This window comes from Candidatus Pantoea communis (genome assembly GCF_011752685.1).
Taxonomy (GTDB): Bacteria; Pseudomonadota; Gammaproteobacteria; order Enterobacterales; family Enterobacteriaceae; genus Pantoea; species Pantoea communis.
In genome coordinates this window covers 41,659-57,488 of the sequence record NZ_VWXC01000025.1, presented here as the reverse complement: position 1 = coordinate 57,488, position 15,830 = coordinate 41,659, and the positions used below count along the sequence as shown (strand labels likewise).

The window sequence follows — 15,830 nt, the reverse complement described above, 5'->3', positions numbered from 1 at the left end:
CCGATTACGCTACGTAGCAGATAATTTCGCCACCAAGACCAGCCTGGCGCGCTGCACGATCAGTCATGACACCTTTAGAGGTAGAGATTACAGCGATGCCCAGACCAGCCATTACTTTTGGCAGCTCATCTTTTTTCTTATAGATGCGCAGACCTGGACGGCTAACACGCTGAATGCTCTCTACCACAGCCTTGCCCTGGAAATACTTTAAAGTAACTTCCAGCTCAGACTTGATGTCGCCTTCGATTTTAAAATCTTCAATGTAGCCTTCTTCCTTCAGCACGTTGGCAATTGCCACTTTCAGCTTGGAGGAAGGCATAGAGACCGCAACTTTGTTCGCGGCCTGACCGTTACGGATACGGGTCAGCATATCCGCGATCGGATCTTGCATGCTCATCTGTGTTACTCCCGTGATTCAAATGGTGACAATTACCAGCTAGCCTTTTTCAGACCCGGGATTTCACCGCGCATTGCGGCTTCACGGACCTTGATACGGCTCAACCCAAACTTCCGCAGGAAACCGTGCGGACGACCTGTCTGACGGCAGCGGTTACGCTGACGGGAAGGGCTGGAATCACGCGGCAGACTCTGCAGCTTGAGAACGGCATCCCAACGATCTTCGTCGGATGCGTTCACATCAGAAATGATCGCTTTCAGTTCTGCGCGCTTAGCGAAGAACTTGTCTGCTAATTTCACACGCTTTACTTCGCGTGCTTTCATCGATTGCTTAGCCATTAAGTAACCCTACCTTACTTGCGGAACGGGAAGTCAAAGGCAGCCAGCAGAGCACGGCCTTCATCATCAGATTTCGCAGTAGTGGTAATGGTAATATCCAAACCACGAACGCGATCGACTTTGTCATAATCGATTTCTGGGAAGATGATCTGCTCACGAACGCCCATGCTGTAGTTACCGCGACCATCGAAAGACTTAGCAGACAAGCCGCGGAAGTCACGAATACGTGGTACAGCAATAGTGATCAGGCGCTCAAAGAACTCCCACATGCGCTCGCCGCGCAGAGTTACTTTACAGCCGATCGGATAGCCCTGACGGATTTTGAAGCCTGCAACTGATTTGCGTGCTTTGGTGATCAACGGTTTTTGACCGGAGATTGCTGCCAGGTCAGCTGCTGCGTTATCCAGCAGTTTCTTGTCAGCGATCGCTTCACCAACACCCATGTTCAGGGTGATCTTCTCGACCCGAGGGACTTGCATGACAGAATTGTAGCCGAACTCAGTCATGAGTTTCTGGACTACTTCGTCTTTGTAGTAATCATGCAGTTTCGCCATCGTACTACTCCAAATTACTTGATAGTTTCGCTATTAGACTTGAAGAAACGGACTTTTTTGCCTTCTTCGAATCTAAAGCCTACACGGTCAGCCTTGCCGGTTGCCGCATTGAAGATTGCAACGTTAGAAACCTGAATAGCAGCTTCTTTTTCAACGATGCCGCCTGGTTGGTTCAGAGCCGGAACAGGCTTCTGATGTTTCTTAACCAGGTTGATACCTTCAACGATGACCTTACCAGAAGTCAGGACATTCTTTACTTTACCGCGCTTACCTTTATCTTTACCGGTAATCACGATAACTTCGTCGTTACGACGGATTTTCGCTGCCATTGCTCGCTCCTTAGAGTACTTCTGGTGCCAGAGAGATAATTTTCATGAACTTTTCAGTACGAAGTTCACGAGTTACCGGCCCAAAAATACGCGTACCGATAGGCTGCTCGCTGTTATTGTTTAAAATAACGCATGCATTACCATCGAAGCGAATGACAGAACCGTCCGGGCGACGAACACCCTTCCTGGTGCGCACCACTACCGCCTTCAGGACATCACCTTTCTTAACTTTACCGCGAGGAATTGCTTCCTTGATGGTAACTTTAATGATGTCGCCGACGCCTGCGTAGCGACGGTGCGAGCCACCCAGAACCTTGATACACATTACGCGACGTGCACCGGAGTTGTCGGCGACGTTCAGCATAGTCTGTTCTTGGATCATTTTAGTGCTCCGCTAATGTCAACTACTACTTCGGGACCCAAACCTCAGGTCGTTAAAAAGCCCCATAATTGAGGGCGCGGCATTATAACACCGGTTCTCGCAGATGGGTAGAAAAAATGAACGGCTCAGACGAGCCGTTCATTTTATTTTTTAGAGGAAGCGGATTCTATTACAGAACCGCTTTCTCTACAACGCGAACCAGCGCCCAAGACTTAGTCTTAGACAGTGGACGGGTTTCGCGGATTTCTACCACGTCACCGATTCCACATTCGTTGTTCTCGTCATGGATGTGCAGCTTAGTCGTACGCTTGATGAACTTACCGTAGATCGGGTGTTTCACGACACGTTCGATAGCAACTACTGCAGATTTCTGCATTTTGTCACTAATTACACGACCCTGCAGAGTACGGATTTTATCGGTCATTACGCCGCCTTCTCAGTCAGTAAAGTCTTAACACGTGCAACATTACGACGCACTTGCTTCAGCAGATGGGTCTGCTGCAGCTGGCCGGATGCTGCCTGCATGCGCAGGTTGAATTGCTCACGCAGCAGGTTAAGAAGCTCAGCGTTCAGCTCTTCAACGCTTTTTTCACGCAGCTCATTTGCTTTCATTACATCACCGTCTTAGTAACAAAGGTGGTTTTGATAGGCAGTTTTGCTGCTGCCAGCTTGAATGCTTCACGGGCAAGCTCTTCCGGAACACCGTCCATTTCATACAGGACTTTACCCGGTTGGATCAGGGCAACCCAATACTCCACGTTACCCTTACCTTTACCCATACGCACTTCAAGCGGCTTCTCGGTGATCGGTTTGTCCGGGAATACACGGATCCAGATCTTACCTTGACGCTTAACTGCACGGGTCATAGCACGACGTGCTGCTTCGATCTGACGAGCAGTCAGACGACCACGGCCAACAGCTTTCAGACCGAAAGTACCGAAGCTGACATCCGTACCCTGCGCCAGACCACGGTTGCGGCCTTTGTGCACTTTACGGAATTTCGTACGCTTTGGTTGTAACATCAGCGACTCTCCTTACTTACGGCCTTTACGCTGCTGCTTTTTAGGTTGAGCAGCCGGTTCCGGTTGTTCAACAGCAGCCATACCACCCAGGATCTCACCTTTGAAGATCCATACCTTAACGCCGATTACACCATAAGTGGTGTGCGCTTCAGAGGTGTTGTAGTCAATGTCTGCACGCAGAGTGTGCAGTGGCACGCGACCTTCACGGTACCATTCGGTACGTGCGATCTCGGCTCCGCCCAAACGGCCGCTAACTTCGACTTTAATACCCTTCGCGCCCAGACGCATTGCGTTCTGAACAGCACGCTTCATCGCACGACGGAACATCACACGACGCTCCAGCTGTGAAGTGATGCTATCAGCAACCAATTTAGCGTCCAGTTCCGGTTTACGGACTTCGGCGATATTGATCTGTGCAGGAACGCCAGCGATTTTCGCTACGACCGTGCGCAGTTTTTCTACGTCTTCACCTTTCTTACCGATAACGATACCCGGGCGAGCGGTGTGAATGGTCACACGGATGCTCTTAGCCGGACGCTCGATAACGATACGAGATACAGACGCTTTAGCCAGTTCCTTAGTCAGGAACTGACGTACTTTAAAATCGCTGTCCAGGTTGTCAGCGAATTCTTTGGTGTTCGCAAACCAGGTAGAGTTCCATGGTTTTACAATACCCAGGCGAATACCATTAGGATGTACTTTCTGACCCATTGCTAGTCTCCAGAGTCTCAGCGATCGGACACAACCACAGTAATGTGGCTGGTGCGCTTCAGGATGCGATCTGCACGACCTTTCGCACGCGGCATAATGCGCTTCATGCTTGGGCCTTCGTCTACGAAGATTTTCGCGACTTTCAGATCGTCGATATCAGCGCCATCGTTGTGTTCGGCGTTCGCAATGGCAGATTCCAGGACTTTCTTAACCAACACAGCAGCTTTCTTGTTGGTGTAGGTCAGAATATCCAGAGCCTGCGACACTTTCTTACCGCGAATCAGGTCAGCAACAAGGCGGACCTTCTGAGCAGAAGAACGAGCATGGCGATGTTGAGCAATAGTTTCCATCTCTTCCTCCTACTTATTTCTTCTTGGCTTTCTTATCTGCAGCATGGCCGCGATAAGTACGTGTCGGTGCAAATTCACCCAGTTTGTGGCCGACCATTTCGTCGGATACAAAGACAGGAACGTGCTGACGACCATTATGGACAGCGATGGTCAAACCGATCATGTTAGGGAAGATCGTTGAACGACGGGACCAAGTGCGCAGGGGCTTCTTGTCACCGCTTTCCACCGCTTTCTCTACCTTCTTCAGCAAGTGCAGGTCAATAAAAGGACCTTTCTTGAGAGAACGTGGCATGGCTTATCCTCTAAAATTATTTGCTACGGCGACGTACGATAAATTTATCAGTACGCTTGTTGCTACGGGTCTTCTTACCTTTGGTCTGAACGCCCCACGGAGTTACCGGGTGCTTACCAAAGTTACGACCTTCACCACCACCGTGCGGGTGATCAACTGGGTTCATCGCAGTACCGCGAACGGTAGGACGAACACCACGCCAACGGGTTGCACCAGCTTTACCCAGAACGCGCAGCATGTGCTCAGCGTTACCGACTTCGCCCAGGGTTGCGCGGCAGTCGATTTCGACTTTACGCATTTCGCCTGAACGCAGACGCAGGGTTACGTAGGAACCATCACGCGCAACGATCTGCACGTAAGTACCAGCTGAGCGAGCAATCTGACCGCCTTTGCCTGGTTTCATTTCTACGTTGTGAACGGTAGAACCCACCGGGATGTTACGCATTGGCAGGGTGTTACCTGCTTTAATCGCAGCATCAACGCCAGATTGAACCTGATCACCAGCTTTCAGGCCTTTAGGGGCCAGGATGTAACGGCGCTCGCCATCTTTGTACAGAACCAGTGCGATGTTCGCAGAACGGTTCGGATCGTACTCAAGACGCTCAACAACTGCTGGGATACCATCTTTGTTGCGTTTGAAGTCAACAATACGGTAAGCCTGCTTGTGACCACCACCGATATGACGGGTAGTGATACGACCATTGTTGTTACGACCACCGGATTTGCTGTTTTTTTCTAACAGCGGAGCAAAAGGTTTGCCCTTGTGCAGCTCTGGGTTCACCACTTTAACTACGTGACGACGACCCGGAGATGTCGGTTTACATTTAACAACTGCCATTGTCTTTCTCCTCCGACTTACTCAGCGCCGCCGACGAAGTCCAGATTCTGGCCTTCCTTCAGGGTGACGTAAGCTTTTTTCCAGTCGCTACGACGACCGATACGCTGTCCGTGACGCTTAACTTTACCCTTAACAACCAGGGTGTTTACGTCTTTAACTTCAACTTCGAACAGCTTCTCAACAGCAGCAACGATCTCTGCTTTGGTCGCGTCTTTAGCAACTTTGAGAACGATGGTATTGCTTTTTTCCATCGCAGTAGATGCTTTTTCAGATACGTGCGGTGCACGTACGACTTTCAGCAGACGTTCTTCACGGATCATGCCAGCATCTCCTCAACTTGCTTAACTGCTTCCGCAGTCATAACGACTTTGTCGAAGGCGATCAGGCTAACTGGGTCGATACCTGCTGCATCACGCACGTCAACCTTGTACAGGTTACGCGCAGCCAGGAACAGATTCTCATCCAGTTCACCGGTGATGATCAGCACGTCTTCCAGCGCCATGTCTTTCAGTTTCTGTGCCAGCAGCTTAGTTTTAGGCGCTTCTACAGAGAACGTCTCGACAACGATCAGACGGTCCTGACGTACCAGTTCGGACAGGATGCTTTTCAGCGCGCCGCGGTACATCTTCTTGTTAACTTTTTGACTGTGGTCCTGTGGACGCGCAGCGAAGGTCACGCCACCTGAACGCCAGATCGGGCTCTTTACAGAACCTGAACGCGCACGGCCGGTACCTTTCTGGCGCCAAGGCTTTTTGCCTGAACCAGTTACTTCAGCACGAGTTTTCTGCGCACGAGTACCCTGACGAGCACCAGCGGCATAAGCAACAACAACCTGGTGAACCAGCGCTTCGTTGAAATCACGACCGAAGGTAGTTTCGGAAACAGTCAGCGCGCTCTGCGCGTCTTTCAGTACTAATTCCATTGCTATCCCCTTACGCCTTCACAGCTGGTTTAACAATCAGGTCGCTGCCGGTTGCACCCGGGACAGCACCTTTGACCAGCAGCAGGTTGCGCTCAGCGTCAACACGTACCACTTCCAGGCTCTGAACGGTTACGCGTTCGTTACCCAGTTGACCAGCCATTTTCTTGCCTTTGAACACTTTGCCCGGAGTCTGGTTCTGACCGATAGAACCCGGAACGCGGTGAGACAAGGAGTTACCGTGTGTAGCGTCCTGGGTACGGAAGTTCCAGCGCTTAACGGTACCTGCGAAACCTTTACCTTTAGAGGTACCGGTAACGTCTACTTTTTTAACGTCAGCGAAAATTTCAACACTGATGCTCTGGCCTACTGAGTACTCTTCACCTTCGGTGCGGAATTCCCACAGACCACGGCCAGCTTCAACGCCAGCTTTAGCAAAATGACCTGCTTCCGGCTTGCTCACACGGTTTGCTTTTTTAGCACCGGTGGTCACCTGGATAGCCTGGTAACCGTCGTTTTCCAGGCCTTTGACCTGAGTAACGCGGTTTGCTTCAACTTCGATTACGGTTACTGGGATTGAAACGCCATCTTCAGTGAAGATGCGAGTCATGCCCACTTTTTTACCGACTAAACCAATCATTGTATCAACCTCTCAATCGCTCGATGACCTGATTAACCCAGGCTGATCTGCACGTCAACACCGGCAGCCAGATCCAGACGCATCAGTGCATCAACGGTTTTTTCAGTTGGCTCAACGATGTCTACCAGACGCTTGTGAGTACGGATCTCGTACTGATCGCGCGCGTCTTTGTTAACGTGCGGAGAGATCAGAACGGTGAAACGCTCTTTGCGAGTTGGCAGCGGGATCGGACCACGTACCTGCGCACCAGTGCGCTTGGCAGTCTCAACGATTTCCGCGGTTGATTGATCGATCAGGCGATGATCAAACGCTTTAAGACGGATACGGATTCTTTGGTTCGACATGAGACCAAGGCTCCAAACATTTTATAAACGAAAAGAATTACTACCCACACCCATTACGATTGATGGAGGAGTGTAATCGTTCAGCATATAACTCCCCAATCGGGAGTATTGTCAGGTGATACATAGCTTGCTATCACCTGCGATTCTGCTCGAATCGCGCCATACCAATATCGGCAGGCCCGCGCATTATACGCAAATCAGTTCAGGAAGCAACCCGTGATGCGTTTTTAACCACATCAATTGCGGACTAAATACGAAAAAGCCTGTATGGGGCTCGATATTTCCCCCTACAGGCTCTGTGACATTGCTACAACGAAAGGGTTTTAGTCTGTGCTTTCTTCTTTTAATTGCGCCTGCAGGTAATTCTGCAAACCGAGTTTTTGAATCAGGTCGAGTTCTGTTTCCAGCCAGTCAATGTGATGCTCTTCCTCACCCAGAATCTCAATCATCATGTCGCGGCTGACGTAATCATGCACCTTGTCGGCATAGGCAATCGCTTCACGTAAATCCTTCGCCCCTTCTAACTCCAACGTCAGATCGGATTGCAACATTTCCGGGACATCTTCACCAATACGCAACCGGCCGAGATCCTGCAAATTTGGAATCCCTTCAAGGAAAAGAATGCGCTCGATGTATTTGTCCGCATGCTTCATTTCATCGATGGATTCGTGATACTCGACATCGTTGAGGCGAATAAGCCCCCAGTTTTTGAACATACGTGCATGAAGAAAGTACTGATTAATCGCAACCAGTTCATTCCCCAGCAGTTTATTGAGATGAGTTATGATTTTACTGTCGCCCTTCATTTTGCTTCCTCCGCTTCCAGGTAAATAGATCGTAGATGCGGATAAAAAGAAGTCAAAAAAACAGGACTGTTTTTGTGGTTATTGCCAGAGGCTGTCGAGTCGACCTAAGCGATTTCTTTGTACAGCGGTACCTTCTGCAGCTCATCATCCATAATCTCGCGCGCAAAACGGATGCACTTACCACACTGTTTTCCGATAGGAACCAGTTGACGAAGATGTTGGATCGATTTGGGCTGATAGCGACGCACTACTTCACGGAGGGTTTTGTCACTCACGGCATTACACAGACAGACGTACATTTACTGCGACTCCAGTACAAATTCTGATCAAAGTGTAAATGAGAATGGTTTTTATTTCAAACGTAGCTTTTGTGTGGGATTGGCTTGAGCGGTGAATTTCAGGCAAAAAAAAGAGCACCGAAGTGCTCTCTTTCGTGCTGCGGTGGCTAACTAAGCAACCACCGACATTAACGCAATTAAGCGAGAACTTCAGCAACAACGCCCGCACCAACAGTACGGCCGCCTTCACGGATTGCGAAACGCAGACCCTGGTCCATCGCGATTGGGTGGATCAGCTCAACGGTCATTTTCACGTTGTCGCCTGGCATTACCATCTCAACGCCTTCTGGCAGCTCAATGTTACCAGTCACGTCAGTAGTACGGAAGTAGAACTGTGGACGGTAGCCTTTGAAGAACGGAGTATGACGGCCGCCTTCGTCTTTAGACAGTACGTATACTTCTGATACGAACTTGGTGTGTGGCTTGATGGTGCCTGGCTTAGCCAGTACCTGACCACGCTGGATGTCTTCACGCTTGATACCGCGCAGCAGAACACCACAGTTTTCACCCGCCTGACCCTGGTCCAGCAGCTTACGGAACATTTCAACGCCAGTACAGGTAGACTTAGCAGTCGCTTTGATACCAACGATTTCAACTTCGTCGCCCACTTTAACGATACCGCGCTCAACACGACCGGTTACAACAGTACCACGGCCTGAGATTGAGAATACGTCTTCGATTGGCAGCAGGAACGGCAGGTCGATTGCACGTACTGGCTCTGGGATGTAGTTATCCAGGTGACCAGCCAGCTCAATGATCTTCTCTTCCCACTCAGCAACACCGTTCAGTGCCTGCAGAGCAGAACCGCGTACGATTGGAGTATCGTCGCCTGGGAAGTCGTAAGCTGACAGCAGATCGCGAACTTCCATCTCTACCAGTTCCAGCAGCTCTTCATCATCAACCATGTCGCACTTGTTCAGGAACACGATGATGTAAGGAACGCCAACCTGACGACCCAGCAGGATGTGCTCACGGGTCTGTGGCATTGGGCCATCAGTCGCAGCAACAACCAGGATCGCGCCGTCCATCTGCGCAGCACCGGTGATCATGTTTTTCACATAGTCGGCGTGGCCTGGGCAGTCAACGTGCGCGTAGTGGCGAGTTGGGGTTTCATATTCAACGTGTGAAGTGTTGATGGTGATACCACGAGCTTTCTCTTCTGGTGCGTTATCGATCTGATCGAACGCTTTAGCAGAGCCGCCGTAGGTTTTAGCCAGAACGGTGGTGATAGCTGCAGTCAGAGTGGTTTTACCATGGTCAACGTGACCGATGGTGCCAACGTTTACGTGCAGTTTGTTACGCTGAAATTGCTCTTTCGCCATGGCGATAATTCCTTACGTTGTGCCTTCATGAGTCATGAAGGCATCAGTTCACAATTTTTAAACCGTAGCTTATTTGCTACGAGCTTCAATAACGGCCTGAGCGACGTTGTTCGGCGCATCATCGTACTTCAGGAACTCCATGGAGTAAGAAGCACGGCCTTTGGTCAGAGAACGCAGCTGGGTTGCATATCCGAACATTTCAGACAGTGGAACTTCAGCATGGATCTGAACGCCAGTAGCGTTAGATTCCTGTCCTTTGAGCATACCACGACGACGGCTAAGGTCACCGATAACGTCACCGGTGTTCTCTTCCGGAGTCTCTACTTCAACCTTCATGATCGGCTCAAGCAGAACGGGCTGTGCTTTCTTAAAGCCATCTTTGAAGGCTAAAGAAGCGGCCAGTTTAAACGCCAGCTCAGAGGAGTCAACGTCATGGTAAGAACCGAAGTGCAGACGAACACCCAGATCTACTACCGGGTAACCGGCCAGTGGACCAGACTTCAGCTGCTCCTGGATACCTTTATCAACCGCAGGGATGTATTCAGTTGGAATCACACCACCCTTGATGTCGTTGACGAATTCGTAACCTTTAGGGTTAGAACCCGGCTCCAGTGGGTACATGTCGATAACAACATGACCGTACTGACCACGACCACCAGACTGCTTAGCGTGTTTACCTTCAACATCGGTAACTTTAGAACGAATCGCTTCGCGATAAGCAACCTGTGGTTTACCGACGTTCGCTTCAACGTTGAACTCACGCTTCATACGGTCAACGATGATGTCGAGGTGCAGCTCACCCATACCCGCGATGATGGTCTGGTTAGATTCTTCATCAGTCCATACGCGGAAAGATGGATCCTCTTTTGCCAGACGACCCAGAGCCAGACCCATTTTTTCCTGGTCAGCTTTGGTTTTCGGCTCAACGGCGATAGAGATTACTGGCTCTGGGAATTCCATGCGCTCAAGAATGATGACATTTTCTGGATCACACAGGGTGTCACCAGTGGTCACATCTTTCAGGCCGATCGCAGCTGCGATGTCGCCCGCACGAACTTCTTTGATCTCTTCACGTTTGTTTGCGTGCATCTGAACGATACGGCCCAGACGCTCACGGTTTGACTTAACCGGGTTGAACACGGTGTCACCGGTGTTAACAACACCAGAGTAAACGCGGAAGAAGGTCAGGTTACCCACAAACGGGTCGGTTGCGATTTTGAACGCCAGAGCAGCAAACGGCTCGTTGTCGTCAGAATGACGCTCAGCCGGCGTGTCTTTACCGTCGTCCAGCATACCGTTGATCGCGGTAACGTCAGTCGGTGCTGGCAGGTATTCAACTACCGCATCCAGCATCGCCTGAACACCTTTGTTCTTAAATGCAGAACCACAGGTAACCAGGATGATTTCGTTTTTCAGCACGCGCTTACGCAGAGAAGTTTTGATCTCTTCTTCAGTCAGCTCTTCACCGCCGAAGAATTTCTCCATCAGCTCATCAGAACCTTCTGCAGCGGCTTCAACCAGATTCGCACGCCATTCATCAGCCAGTTCCTGCATATCAGCTGGGATATCTTCGTAAACGAAGGTAACGCCCTGATCTTCATCGTTCCAGTTGATGGCTTTCATTTTCACCAGGTCAACAACACCGGTGAATTTCTCTTCTGCGCCGATTGCCAGCTGAAGCGGAACCGGGTTTGCACCCAGGCGCGTTTTCATCTGATCAACAACTTTCAGGAAGTTAGCACCCATGCGGTCCATTTTGTTAACGAACGCGATGCGTGGAACTTTATATTTGTTAGCCTGGCGCCATACGGTTTCAGACTGTGGCTGAACACCACCAACCGCACAGTAAACCATTACTGCGCCATCAAGCACACGCATAGAACGCTCAACTTCGATGGTGAAGTCAACGTGTCCCGGGGTGTCAATGATGTTGACGTGGTGTGGCTCGAACTGCTTAGCCATGCCTGACCAGTAACAGGTGGTTGCAGCGGAAGTGATGGTAATACCACGTTCCTGTTCCTGCTCCATCCAGTCCATGGTTGCGGCGCCGTCATGCACTTCACCGATCTTGTGGTTTACACCGGTGTAGAACAGAACACGTTCGGTAGTGGTAGTTTTACCGGCGTCGATGTGAGCACTGATACCGATGTTACGATAGCGCTCAATGGGTGTTTTACGAGCCATTTGATTCCTCTGATTCTGAGACGTTCTAAGTTAAAAAAGCCCAGCAGGTAAGCCACTGGGACGCCCGCTGGGTTAATAACAACTACGTTGCTGTTACCAGCGGTAGTGTGCGAACGCCTTGTTGGCTTCAGCCATACGGTGAACGTCTTCACGTTTCTTAACTGCAGTACCTTTGTTCTCTGCAGCGTCAGAAAGTTCGTTCGCCAGGCGAAGAGCCATTGATTTATCACCGCGTTTACGAGCAGCTTCAACGATCCAACGCATTGCCAGAGCATTACGACGAACCGGACGGACTTCAACTGGAACCTGGTAGGTTGAACCACCAACGCGACGTGACTTAACTTCTACAGTCGGACGTACGTTTTCGAGTGCAACTTCAAAAGCTTCCAGACCGTCTTTACCAGCACGTTGAGCCAGGGTATCAAGTGCGGTGTAGACGATAGATTCTGCGGTAGATTTTTTACCATCAACCATCAGAATGTTTACAAATTTAGCCAGCAATTCTGATCCGAACTTAGGATCTGGCAGGATTTTACGCTGACCAATAACGCGACGACGTGGCATGGAAATACTCCGTTGTTAATTCAGGATTGTCCAAAACTCTACGAGTTTATTTTGACATTAAAGTGAAAATGTTTGGCCTTACTTAACGGAGAACCATTAAGCCTTTGGCTTCTTCACGCCGTACTTGGAGCGTGACTGCTTACGGTCTTTAACACCTGAGCAGTCAAGCGCGCCGCGAACGGTGTGGTAACGCACACCTGGCAAGTCTTTAACACGACCGCCACGGATCAGGATCACTGAGTGTTCCTGGAGGTTATGACCTTCACCGCCGATGTAGGAGGTAACTTCAAAACCGTTAGTCAAACGCACACGGCAAACTTTACGCAGTGCTGAGTTTGGTTTTTTAGGGGTAGTGGTGTACACACGAGTACAAACACCACGTTTCTGCGGGCAAGCTTCCAGCGCAGGCACGTTGCTCTTTGCAACTTTGCGTACGCGTGGTTTGCGAACCAGCTGGTTAACTGTTGCCATTAAATAGCTCCTGGGATTTAGCTTTTTGCTTCGTAAACACGTAATAAATCGCCTCGTATTACTACGAGGAGGCAGAATTTTAGGGCTGTGTCAAAAGGGTGTCAAGAAATAACCAGGTTTTCCTTGCTACCAGGCCACTTGTTGTTGGTGCTTCACCGTCATCGCAACGAAACCAGTATAGTCCAAACGTGCTACTTTGGTCGAAATTTGCTCAACCAACCCACGAGCGACCACATCTTCCTCAAGAACCCAAAGCGCGGCCGGAGAGGCTTGCAGCTTGATGAGCATCTGGCTGCCCTCAAGCGCGGCCGTGACGCCATCCTGCATTAGCAGCAAGTCGTCGCCCTCCTGCATCAGCAGTAACAGGCTATCGATATCGCATTGCCAGGGTGATTGCAGCAGCGTGTAGAGCATGTTGGATTCTCAGAAACGAAGGATTCGATGATAAGTGGCGAGTTTCTGGCGCAGTGTCGCGGCATCCAGCACTTCAGCCGTCATCACGCGTTCAGCCGTCAGGCTTTGCCCGCGCGCATCAAGTGACTCTCGGCAGGCGAAACACTGGTCGATGTCGTAGAGATCGAGCACGCCAAACGTCGCGATATAGTTGCGAGCCAAAATCTGCTCAGGCTGCTGTGCGCGTTGCAGTTGCAGCACGCCATCGCCAATAAAGAACAGTCCAATGTCTTCGCTGAGCGCGCCAGTGGCCAGCACCGCATCCAGCCCTTCTCTGCCAGCGCTGCTGCCGTGGGGTGCCTGAGTGAATAGAAATGCCACACGATTCATCAGAATTGCACCAAACGATCACAGCTCAACGCGGCTTCTGCCAGCGCACCTAAGCCGCTCAGTTCAAAACCAGGCTGCAAATTACTGCCCGCCAGTTGCAAGCGCGTCGCTTCCTGCTCATCCGTCACGCCACGGCGCAATGCGGCAGCCACGCAAATATTTAGCGCGGCACCACTCTCTTCGCGCAGTTGCTGCCATGCACGCACCACATCGACTTCATCGCTGGCAGGTGATGTGAGCTGATTGGCATTCAGCACGCCTTCTCTATAAAAGAAAACACTTTCCAGCTGATGCCCTGCTTTGAGCAACGCACGAGCGAACAGCAATGCACTACTGGCATGCTGCGTACCGTATGCTGGCCCCGTTACCAGCAAGGTATAACGCATTAGCGATCCTGCCCCTGGAAGTCTCCACTTTTGAACTGGCGGATGTAGAGGTAAACCGTGTGTTTGGAAATATTGAGACGATCGGCCACCTGGTTAATCGCATCCTTGATATCAAAAATTCCCTTCTCGTACAGGTTGAGCACAATCTGGCGATTCTTGGCGTTGTTCGACACATTGCGGTCGTTGCTCACTTCCTCAATGGTAAATTCCAGCGTTTGCATCACCAGGTCTTCGACTGAGCTGGCAAAGTTGACGTTGGAATCTACCTGCTGCATTTCCGGCGGCATAAAGGTCGACATAATCTGCGAGAACGGTACATCGAGGTTCATGTTGATACACAGCAGGCCAATCACGCGCTGCTGGCGATTGCGAATCGCGATGGTGACCGATTTCATCAACACGCCGCTCTTAGCGCGCGTGAAGTATGCGCGGGACACATTGCTGTCGGCGCCATGCATATCGTGCAGCATGCGCAATGCCAAATCGGTAATCGGTGAGCCCACTTTGCGGCCGGTATGTTCACCGTTGGCGATGCGCACGGCGGAGCATTTCAAATCTTCCAGCGAGTGCAGCACGATTTCGCAGTGCGAGCCGATCAGCATCGCGAGGCCATCAACGACGGCTTCGTAAGATTTGAGAATATCGTAATCGGCTTGCTCGAACGGACGTTGCTCCAGTAAATCGAAGTCAGTCAGTTCACCGGGATTGAATGGATTAGACATCGAAGACATTACCCTAAATGGCTGGAGCCTGTCTCGACAGCTTTGGGGCAGACTCATATTGTGATAGTTGTGCAGGCGCTAGTCTGGCAAATGTCGGGGTGTTTAGCCAGAGCTTTACTCATTCCCCTAAACAATTTGGGTTGCTGCAAGACGGCATATTGGTTCAGCCCTGAGCATGAGTGAGGATGGCGAGCATAGCCAGCGCAGCTCAAGTCTGGCGGACAAATAAAAACGCCGCCCGGAGGCGGCGTCAGAAGCGCAAGCAGATTACTGCGCTTTCTTATCAGCAGCGGCCGGAGCCTGTGCTTTCTCATCCGCTTTTGGCGCTGGCTTGATATCCAGCAGCTCAACATCAAATACCAGCGTTGAGTTGGCCGGAATGCCCGGAACGCCATTTTTGCCGTAAGCCAGGTTCGGTGGGATCACCAGCTTGATCTTGCCGCCTTTCTTCACGTGCTTCAGACCTTCGGTCCAGCCTGGGATCACGCCGTCGAGACGGAATGACAGTGGCTCGCCACGGGTGTAAGAGTTATCGAACTCGGTACCGTCGATCAGCGTACCTTTATAGTTCACGACGACGGTGTCGCTGTCTTTAGGTGCGTCACCGGTGCCTTCTTTCTCAACCTGATACAGCAAGCCAGATTCAGTTTTCTTCACGCCTTTTTCTTTGGCGAATTTATCAGCGTAAGCGGCACCCTTGTCAGAGTTCTCTTTCGCGTCTTTTTCCATCTTCGCCTGTGCAGCGCCTTTCACGCGGCCTTCGAAGGCTTGCAGTGTCTGCTCGATCTCTTGATCAGACAGTTTGCTCTTGCCACCGAATGCATCCTGAACACCTGCGATCAACTGATCTTTGTCCAGTTTGATGCCCAGTTTCTCTTGTTCCTTCAGAGAGTTGTCCATGTAGCGACCCAAAGAAGCACCCAGCGCATAAGCTGACTGCTGGTCTTCGTTTTTGAAGGCAGCATTTTTCGGTGCCTGCGGTGCTGCCTGAGCAGCGTCAGCCGGAGCCGCAGCGGTTTCAGCTGCCATTGCCAGCGGTGCATTCAGCGCAATGGCCATGGTGGTAGCTAACAATGTGACTTTAAACAGTGATTTCATCCTTTCTCCAAAACCGAAGCATCTAAACCTCGGGAATCAT

The 15,830-nt window shown here is 50.8% G+C and carries 27 protein-coding genes; all 27 read right to left on the bottom strand.

What is annotated here, in order from left to right; translation table 11 throughout:
* Positions 1-4: 4 nt before the first annotated feature.
* A complete protein-coding gene (gene rpsH, locus F3J37_RS24240) occupies positions 5-397 on the bottom strand; it encodes a 30S ribosomal protein S8 (RefSeq protein ID WP_007891668.1) in 393 nt (130 codons plus the stop codon).
* Positions 398-429: 32 nt separating this feature from the next.
* On the bottom strand, positions 430-735 hold the full coding sequence (rpsN, locus tag F3J37_RS24235) for a 30S ribosomal protein S14 (protein WP_006120592.1): 306 nt from the start codon (positions 733-735) through the stop codon (positions 430-432).
* 14 nt (positions 736-749) lie between these two features.
* Positions 750-1,289 (bottom strand): 50S ribosomal protein L5, encoded by a 540-nt coding sequence (gene rplE, locus F3J37_RS24230; RefSeq protein ID WP_013510763.1) that lies wholly within the window; start codon positions 1,287-1,289, stop codon positions 750-752.
* A 14-nt stretch (positions 1,290-1,303) separates the two neighbouring features.
* The gene (gene rplX, locus F3J37_RS24225; protein ID WP_034830741.1) at positions 1,304-1,618 is read right to left on the bottom strand and encodes a 50S ribosomal protein L24; all 315 of its coding nucleotides are present in this window, start codon (positions 1,616-1,618) and stop codon (positions 1,304-1,306) included.
* Between the two features lie 10 nt (positions 1,619-1,628).
* Positions 1,629-2,000 (bottom strand): 50S ribosomal protein L14, encoded by a 372-nt coding sequence (gene rplN / locus F3J37_RS24220; RefSeq protein ID WP_006120590.1) that lies wholly within the window; start codon positions 1,998-2,000, stop codon positions 1,629-1,631.
* Positions 2,001-2,169: 169 nt separating this feature from the next.
* The gene (gene rpsQ, locus F3J37_RS24215; RefSeq protein WP_008104738.1) at positions 2,170-2,424 is read right to left on the bottom strand and encodes a 30S ribosomal protein S17; all 255 of its coding nucleotides are present in this window, start codon (positions 2,422-2,424) and stop codon (positions 2,170-2,172) included.
* Positions 2,424-2,612: a 50S ribosomal protein L29 gene (gene rpmC / locus F3J37_RS24210; protein WP_034830743.1), complete on the bottom strand. Its 189-nt coding sequence runs from the start codon at positions 2,610-2,612 to the stop codon at positions 2,424-2,426. Before rpmC ends, rpsQ begins: the two co-directional genes overlap by 1 nt.
* Entirely contained in the window at positions 2,612-3,022 is a 411-nt protein-coding gene (gene rplP / locus F3J37_RS24205) for a 50S ribosomal protein L16 (RefSeq protein WP_002438716.1), read from the bottom strand. The genes rpmC and rplP overlap by 1 nt, the downstream gene beginning before the upstream one ends.
* Positions 3,023-3,034: 12 nt before the next feature.
* Entirely contained in the window at positions 3,035-3,733 is a 699-nt protein-coding gene (gene rpsC / locus F3J37_RS24200) for a 30S ribosomal protein S3 (protein WP_034830744.1), read from the bottom strand.
* Between the two features lie 17 nt (positions 3,734-3,750).
* Positions 3,751-4,083, bottom strand: a complete 333-nt coding sequence (gene rplV / locus F3J37_RS24195) for a 50S ribosomal protein L22 (RefSeq protein ID WP_007891659.1) — start codon at positions 4,081-4,083, stop codon at positions 3,751-3,753.
* Positions 4,084-4,096: 13 nt separating this feature from the next.
* A complete protein-coding gene (gene rpsS, locus F3J37_RS24190) occupies positions 4,097-4,375 on the bottom strand; it encodes a 30S ribosomal protein S19 (RefSeq protein ID WP_001138115.1) in 279 nt (92 codons plus the stop codon).
* Positions 4,376-4,391: 16 nt separating this feature from the next.
* Positions 4,392-5,213: a 50S ribosomal protein L2 gene (gene rplB / locus F3J37_RS24185; RefSeq protein WP_034830746.1), complete on the bottom strand. Its 822-nt coding sequence runs from the start codon at positions 5,211-5,213 to the stop codon at positions 4,392-4,394.
* A 17-nt stretch (positions 5,214-5,230) separates the two neighbouring features.
* Positions 5,231-5,533, bottom strand: coding sequence for a 50S ribosomal protein L23 (gene rplW / locus F3J37_RS24180; RefSeq protein WP_034830749.1), 303 nt, complete (start codon positions 5,531-5,533; stop codon positions 5,231-5,233).
* Entirely contained in the window at positions 5,530-6,135 is a 606-nt protein-coding gene (gene rplD / locus F3J37_RS24175) for a 50S ribosomal protein L4 (protein ID WP_034830751.1), read from the bottom strand. The genes rplW and rplD overlap by 4 nt, the downstream gene beginning before the upstream one ends.
* A gap of 10 nt (positions 6,136-6,145) precedes the next feature.
* Positions 6,146-6,772, bottom strand: a complete 627-nt coding sequence (gene rplC / locus F3J37_RS24170) for a 50S ribosomal protein L3 (protein WP_038644330.1) — start codon at positions 6,770-6,772, stop codon at positions 6,146-6,148.
* A gap of 32 nt (positions 6,773-6,804) precedes the next feature.
* Positions 6,805-7,116 (bottom strand): 30S ribosomal protein S10, encoded by a 312-nt coding sequence (rpsJ, locus tag F3J37_RS24165; RefSeq protein WP_006120582.1) that lies wholly within the window; start codon positions 7,114-7,116, stop codon positions 6,805-6,807.
* A 323-nt stretch (positions 7,117-7,439) separates the two neighbouring features.
* On the bottom strand, positions 7,440-7,922 hold the full coding sequence (gene bfr / locus F3J37_RS24160; protein ID WP_034830757.1) for a bacterioferritin: 483 nt from the start codon (positions 7,920-7,922) through the stop codon (positions 7,440-7,442).
* Between the two features lie 104 nt (positions 7,923-8,026).
* Entirely contained in the window at positions 8,027-8,221 is a 195-nt protein-coding gene (gene bfd, locus F3J37_RS24155) for a bacterioferritin-associated ferredoxin (RefSeq protein WP_034830760.1), read from the bottom strand.
* 176 nt (positions 8,222-8,397) lie between these two features.
* Entirely contained in the window at positions 8,398-9,582 is a 1,185-nt protein-coding gene (gene tuf / locus F3J37_RS24150; RefSeq protein ID WP_166936290.1) for an elongation factor Tu, read from the bottom strand.
* Between the two features lie 69 nt (positions 9,583-9,651).
* Entirely contained in the window at positions 9,652-11,766 is a 2,115-nt protein-coding gene (gene fusA / locus F3J37_RS24145) for an elongation factor G (RefSeq protein ID WP_097119691.1), read from the bottom strand.
* 93 nt (positions 11,767-11,859) lie between these two features.
* Entirely contained in the window at positions 11,860-12,330 is a 471-nt protein-coding gene (gene rpsG, locus F3J37_RS24140) for a 30S ribosomal protein S7 (protein ID WP_007886246.1), read from the bottom strand.
* Positions 12,331-12,426: 96 nt separating this feature from the next.
* The gene (gene rpsL / locus F3J37_RS24135) at positions 12,427-12,801 is read right to left on the bottom strand and encodes a 30S ribosomal protein S12 (protein WP_006120575.1); all 375 of its coding nucleotides are present in this window, start codon (positions 12,799-12,801) and stop codon (positions 12,427-12,429) included.
* A 126-nt stretch (positions 12,802-12,927) separates the two neighbouring features.
* Positions 12,928-13,215 (bottom strand): sulfurtransferase complex subunit TusB, encoded by a 288-nt coding sequence (gene tusB / locus F3J37_RS24130; RefSeq protein WP_166936288.1) that lies wholly within the window; start codon positions 13,213-13,215, stop codon positions 12,928-12,930.
* Between the two features lie 9 nt (positions 13,216-13,224).
* Positions 13,225-13,584, bottom strand: a complete 360-nt coding sequence (gene tusC / locus F3J37_RS24125; protein ID WP_034830771.1) for a sulfurtransferase complex subunit TusC — start codon at positions 13,582-13,584, stop codon at positions 13,225-13,227.
* On the bottom strand, positions 13,584-13,970 hold the full coding sequence (gene tusD, locus F3J37_RS24120; RefSeq protein ID WP_166936286.1) for a sulfurtransferase complex subunit TusD: 387 nt from the start codon (positions 13,968-13,970) through the stop codon (positions 13,584-13,586). The genes tusC and tusD overlap by 1 nt, the downstream gene beginning before the upstream one ends.
* Positions 13,970-14,692, bottom strand: coding sequence for a helix-turn-helix transcriptional regulator (locus F3J37_RS24115; RefSeq protein ID WP_034830776.1), 723 nt, complete (start codon positions 14,690-14,692; stop codon positions 13,970-13,972). Before F3J37_RS24115 ends, tusD begins: the two co-directional genes overlap by 1 nt.
* Positions 14,693-14,959: 267 nt before the next feature.
* On the bottom strand, positions 14,960-15,790 hold the full coding sequence (fkpA, locus tag F3J37_RS24110; RefSeq protein WP_045833796.1) for an FKBP-type peptidyl-prolyl cis-trans isomerase: 831 nt from the start codon (positions 15,788-15,790) through the stop codon (positions 14,960-14,962).
* Between the last annotated feature and the right edge of the window lie 40 nt (positions 15,791-15,830).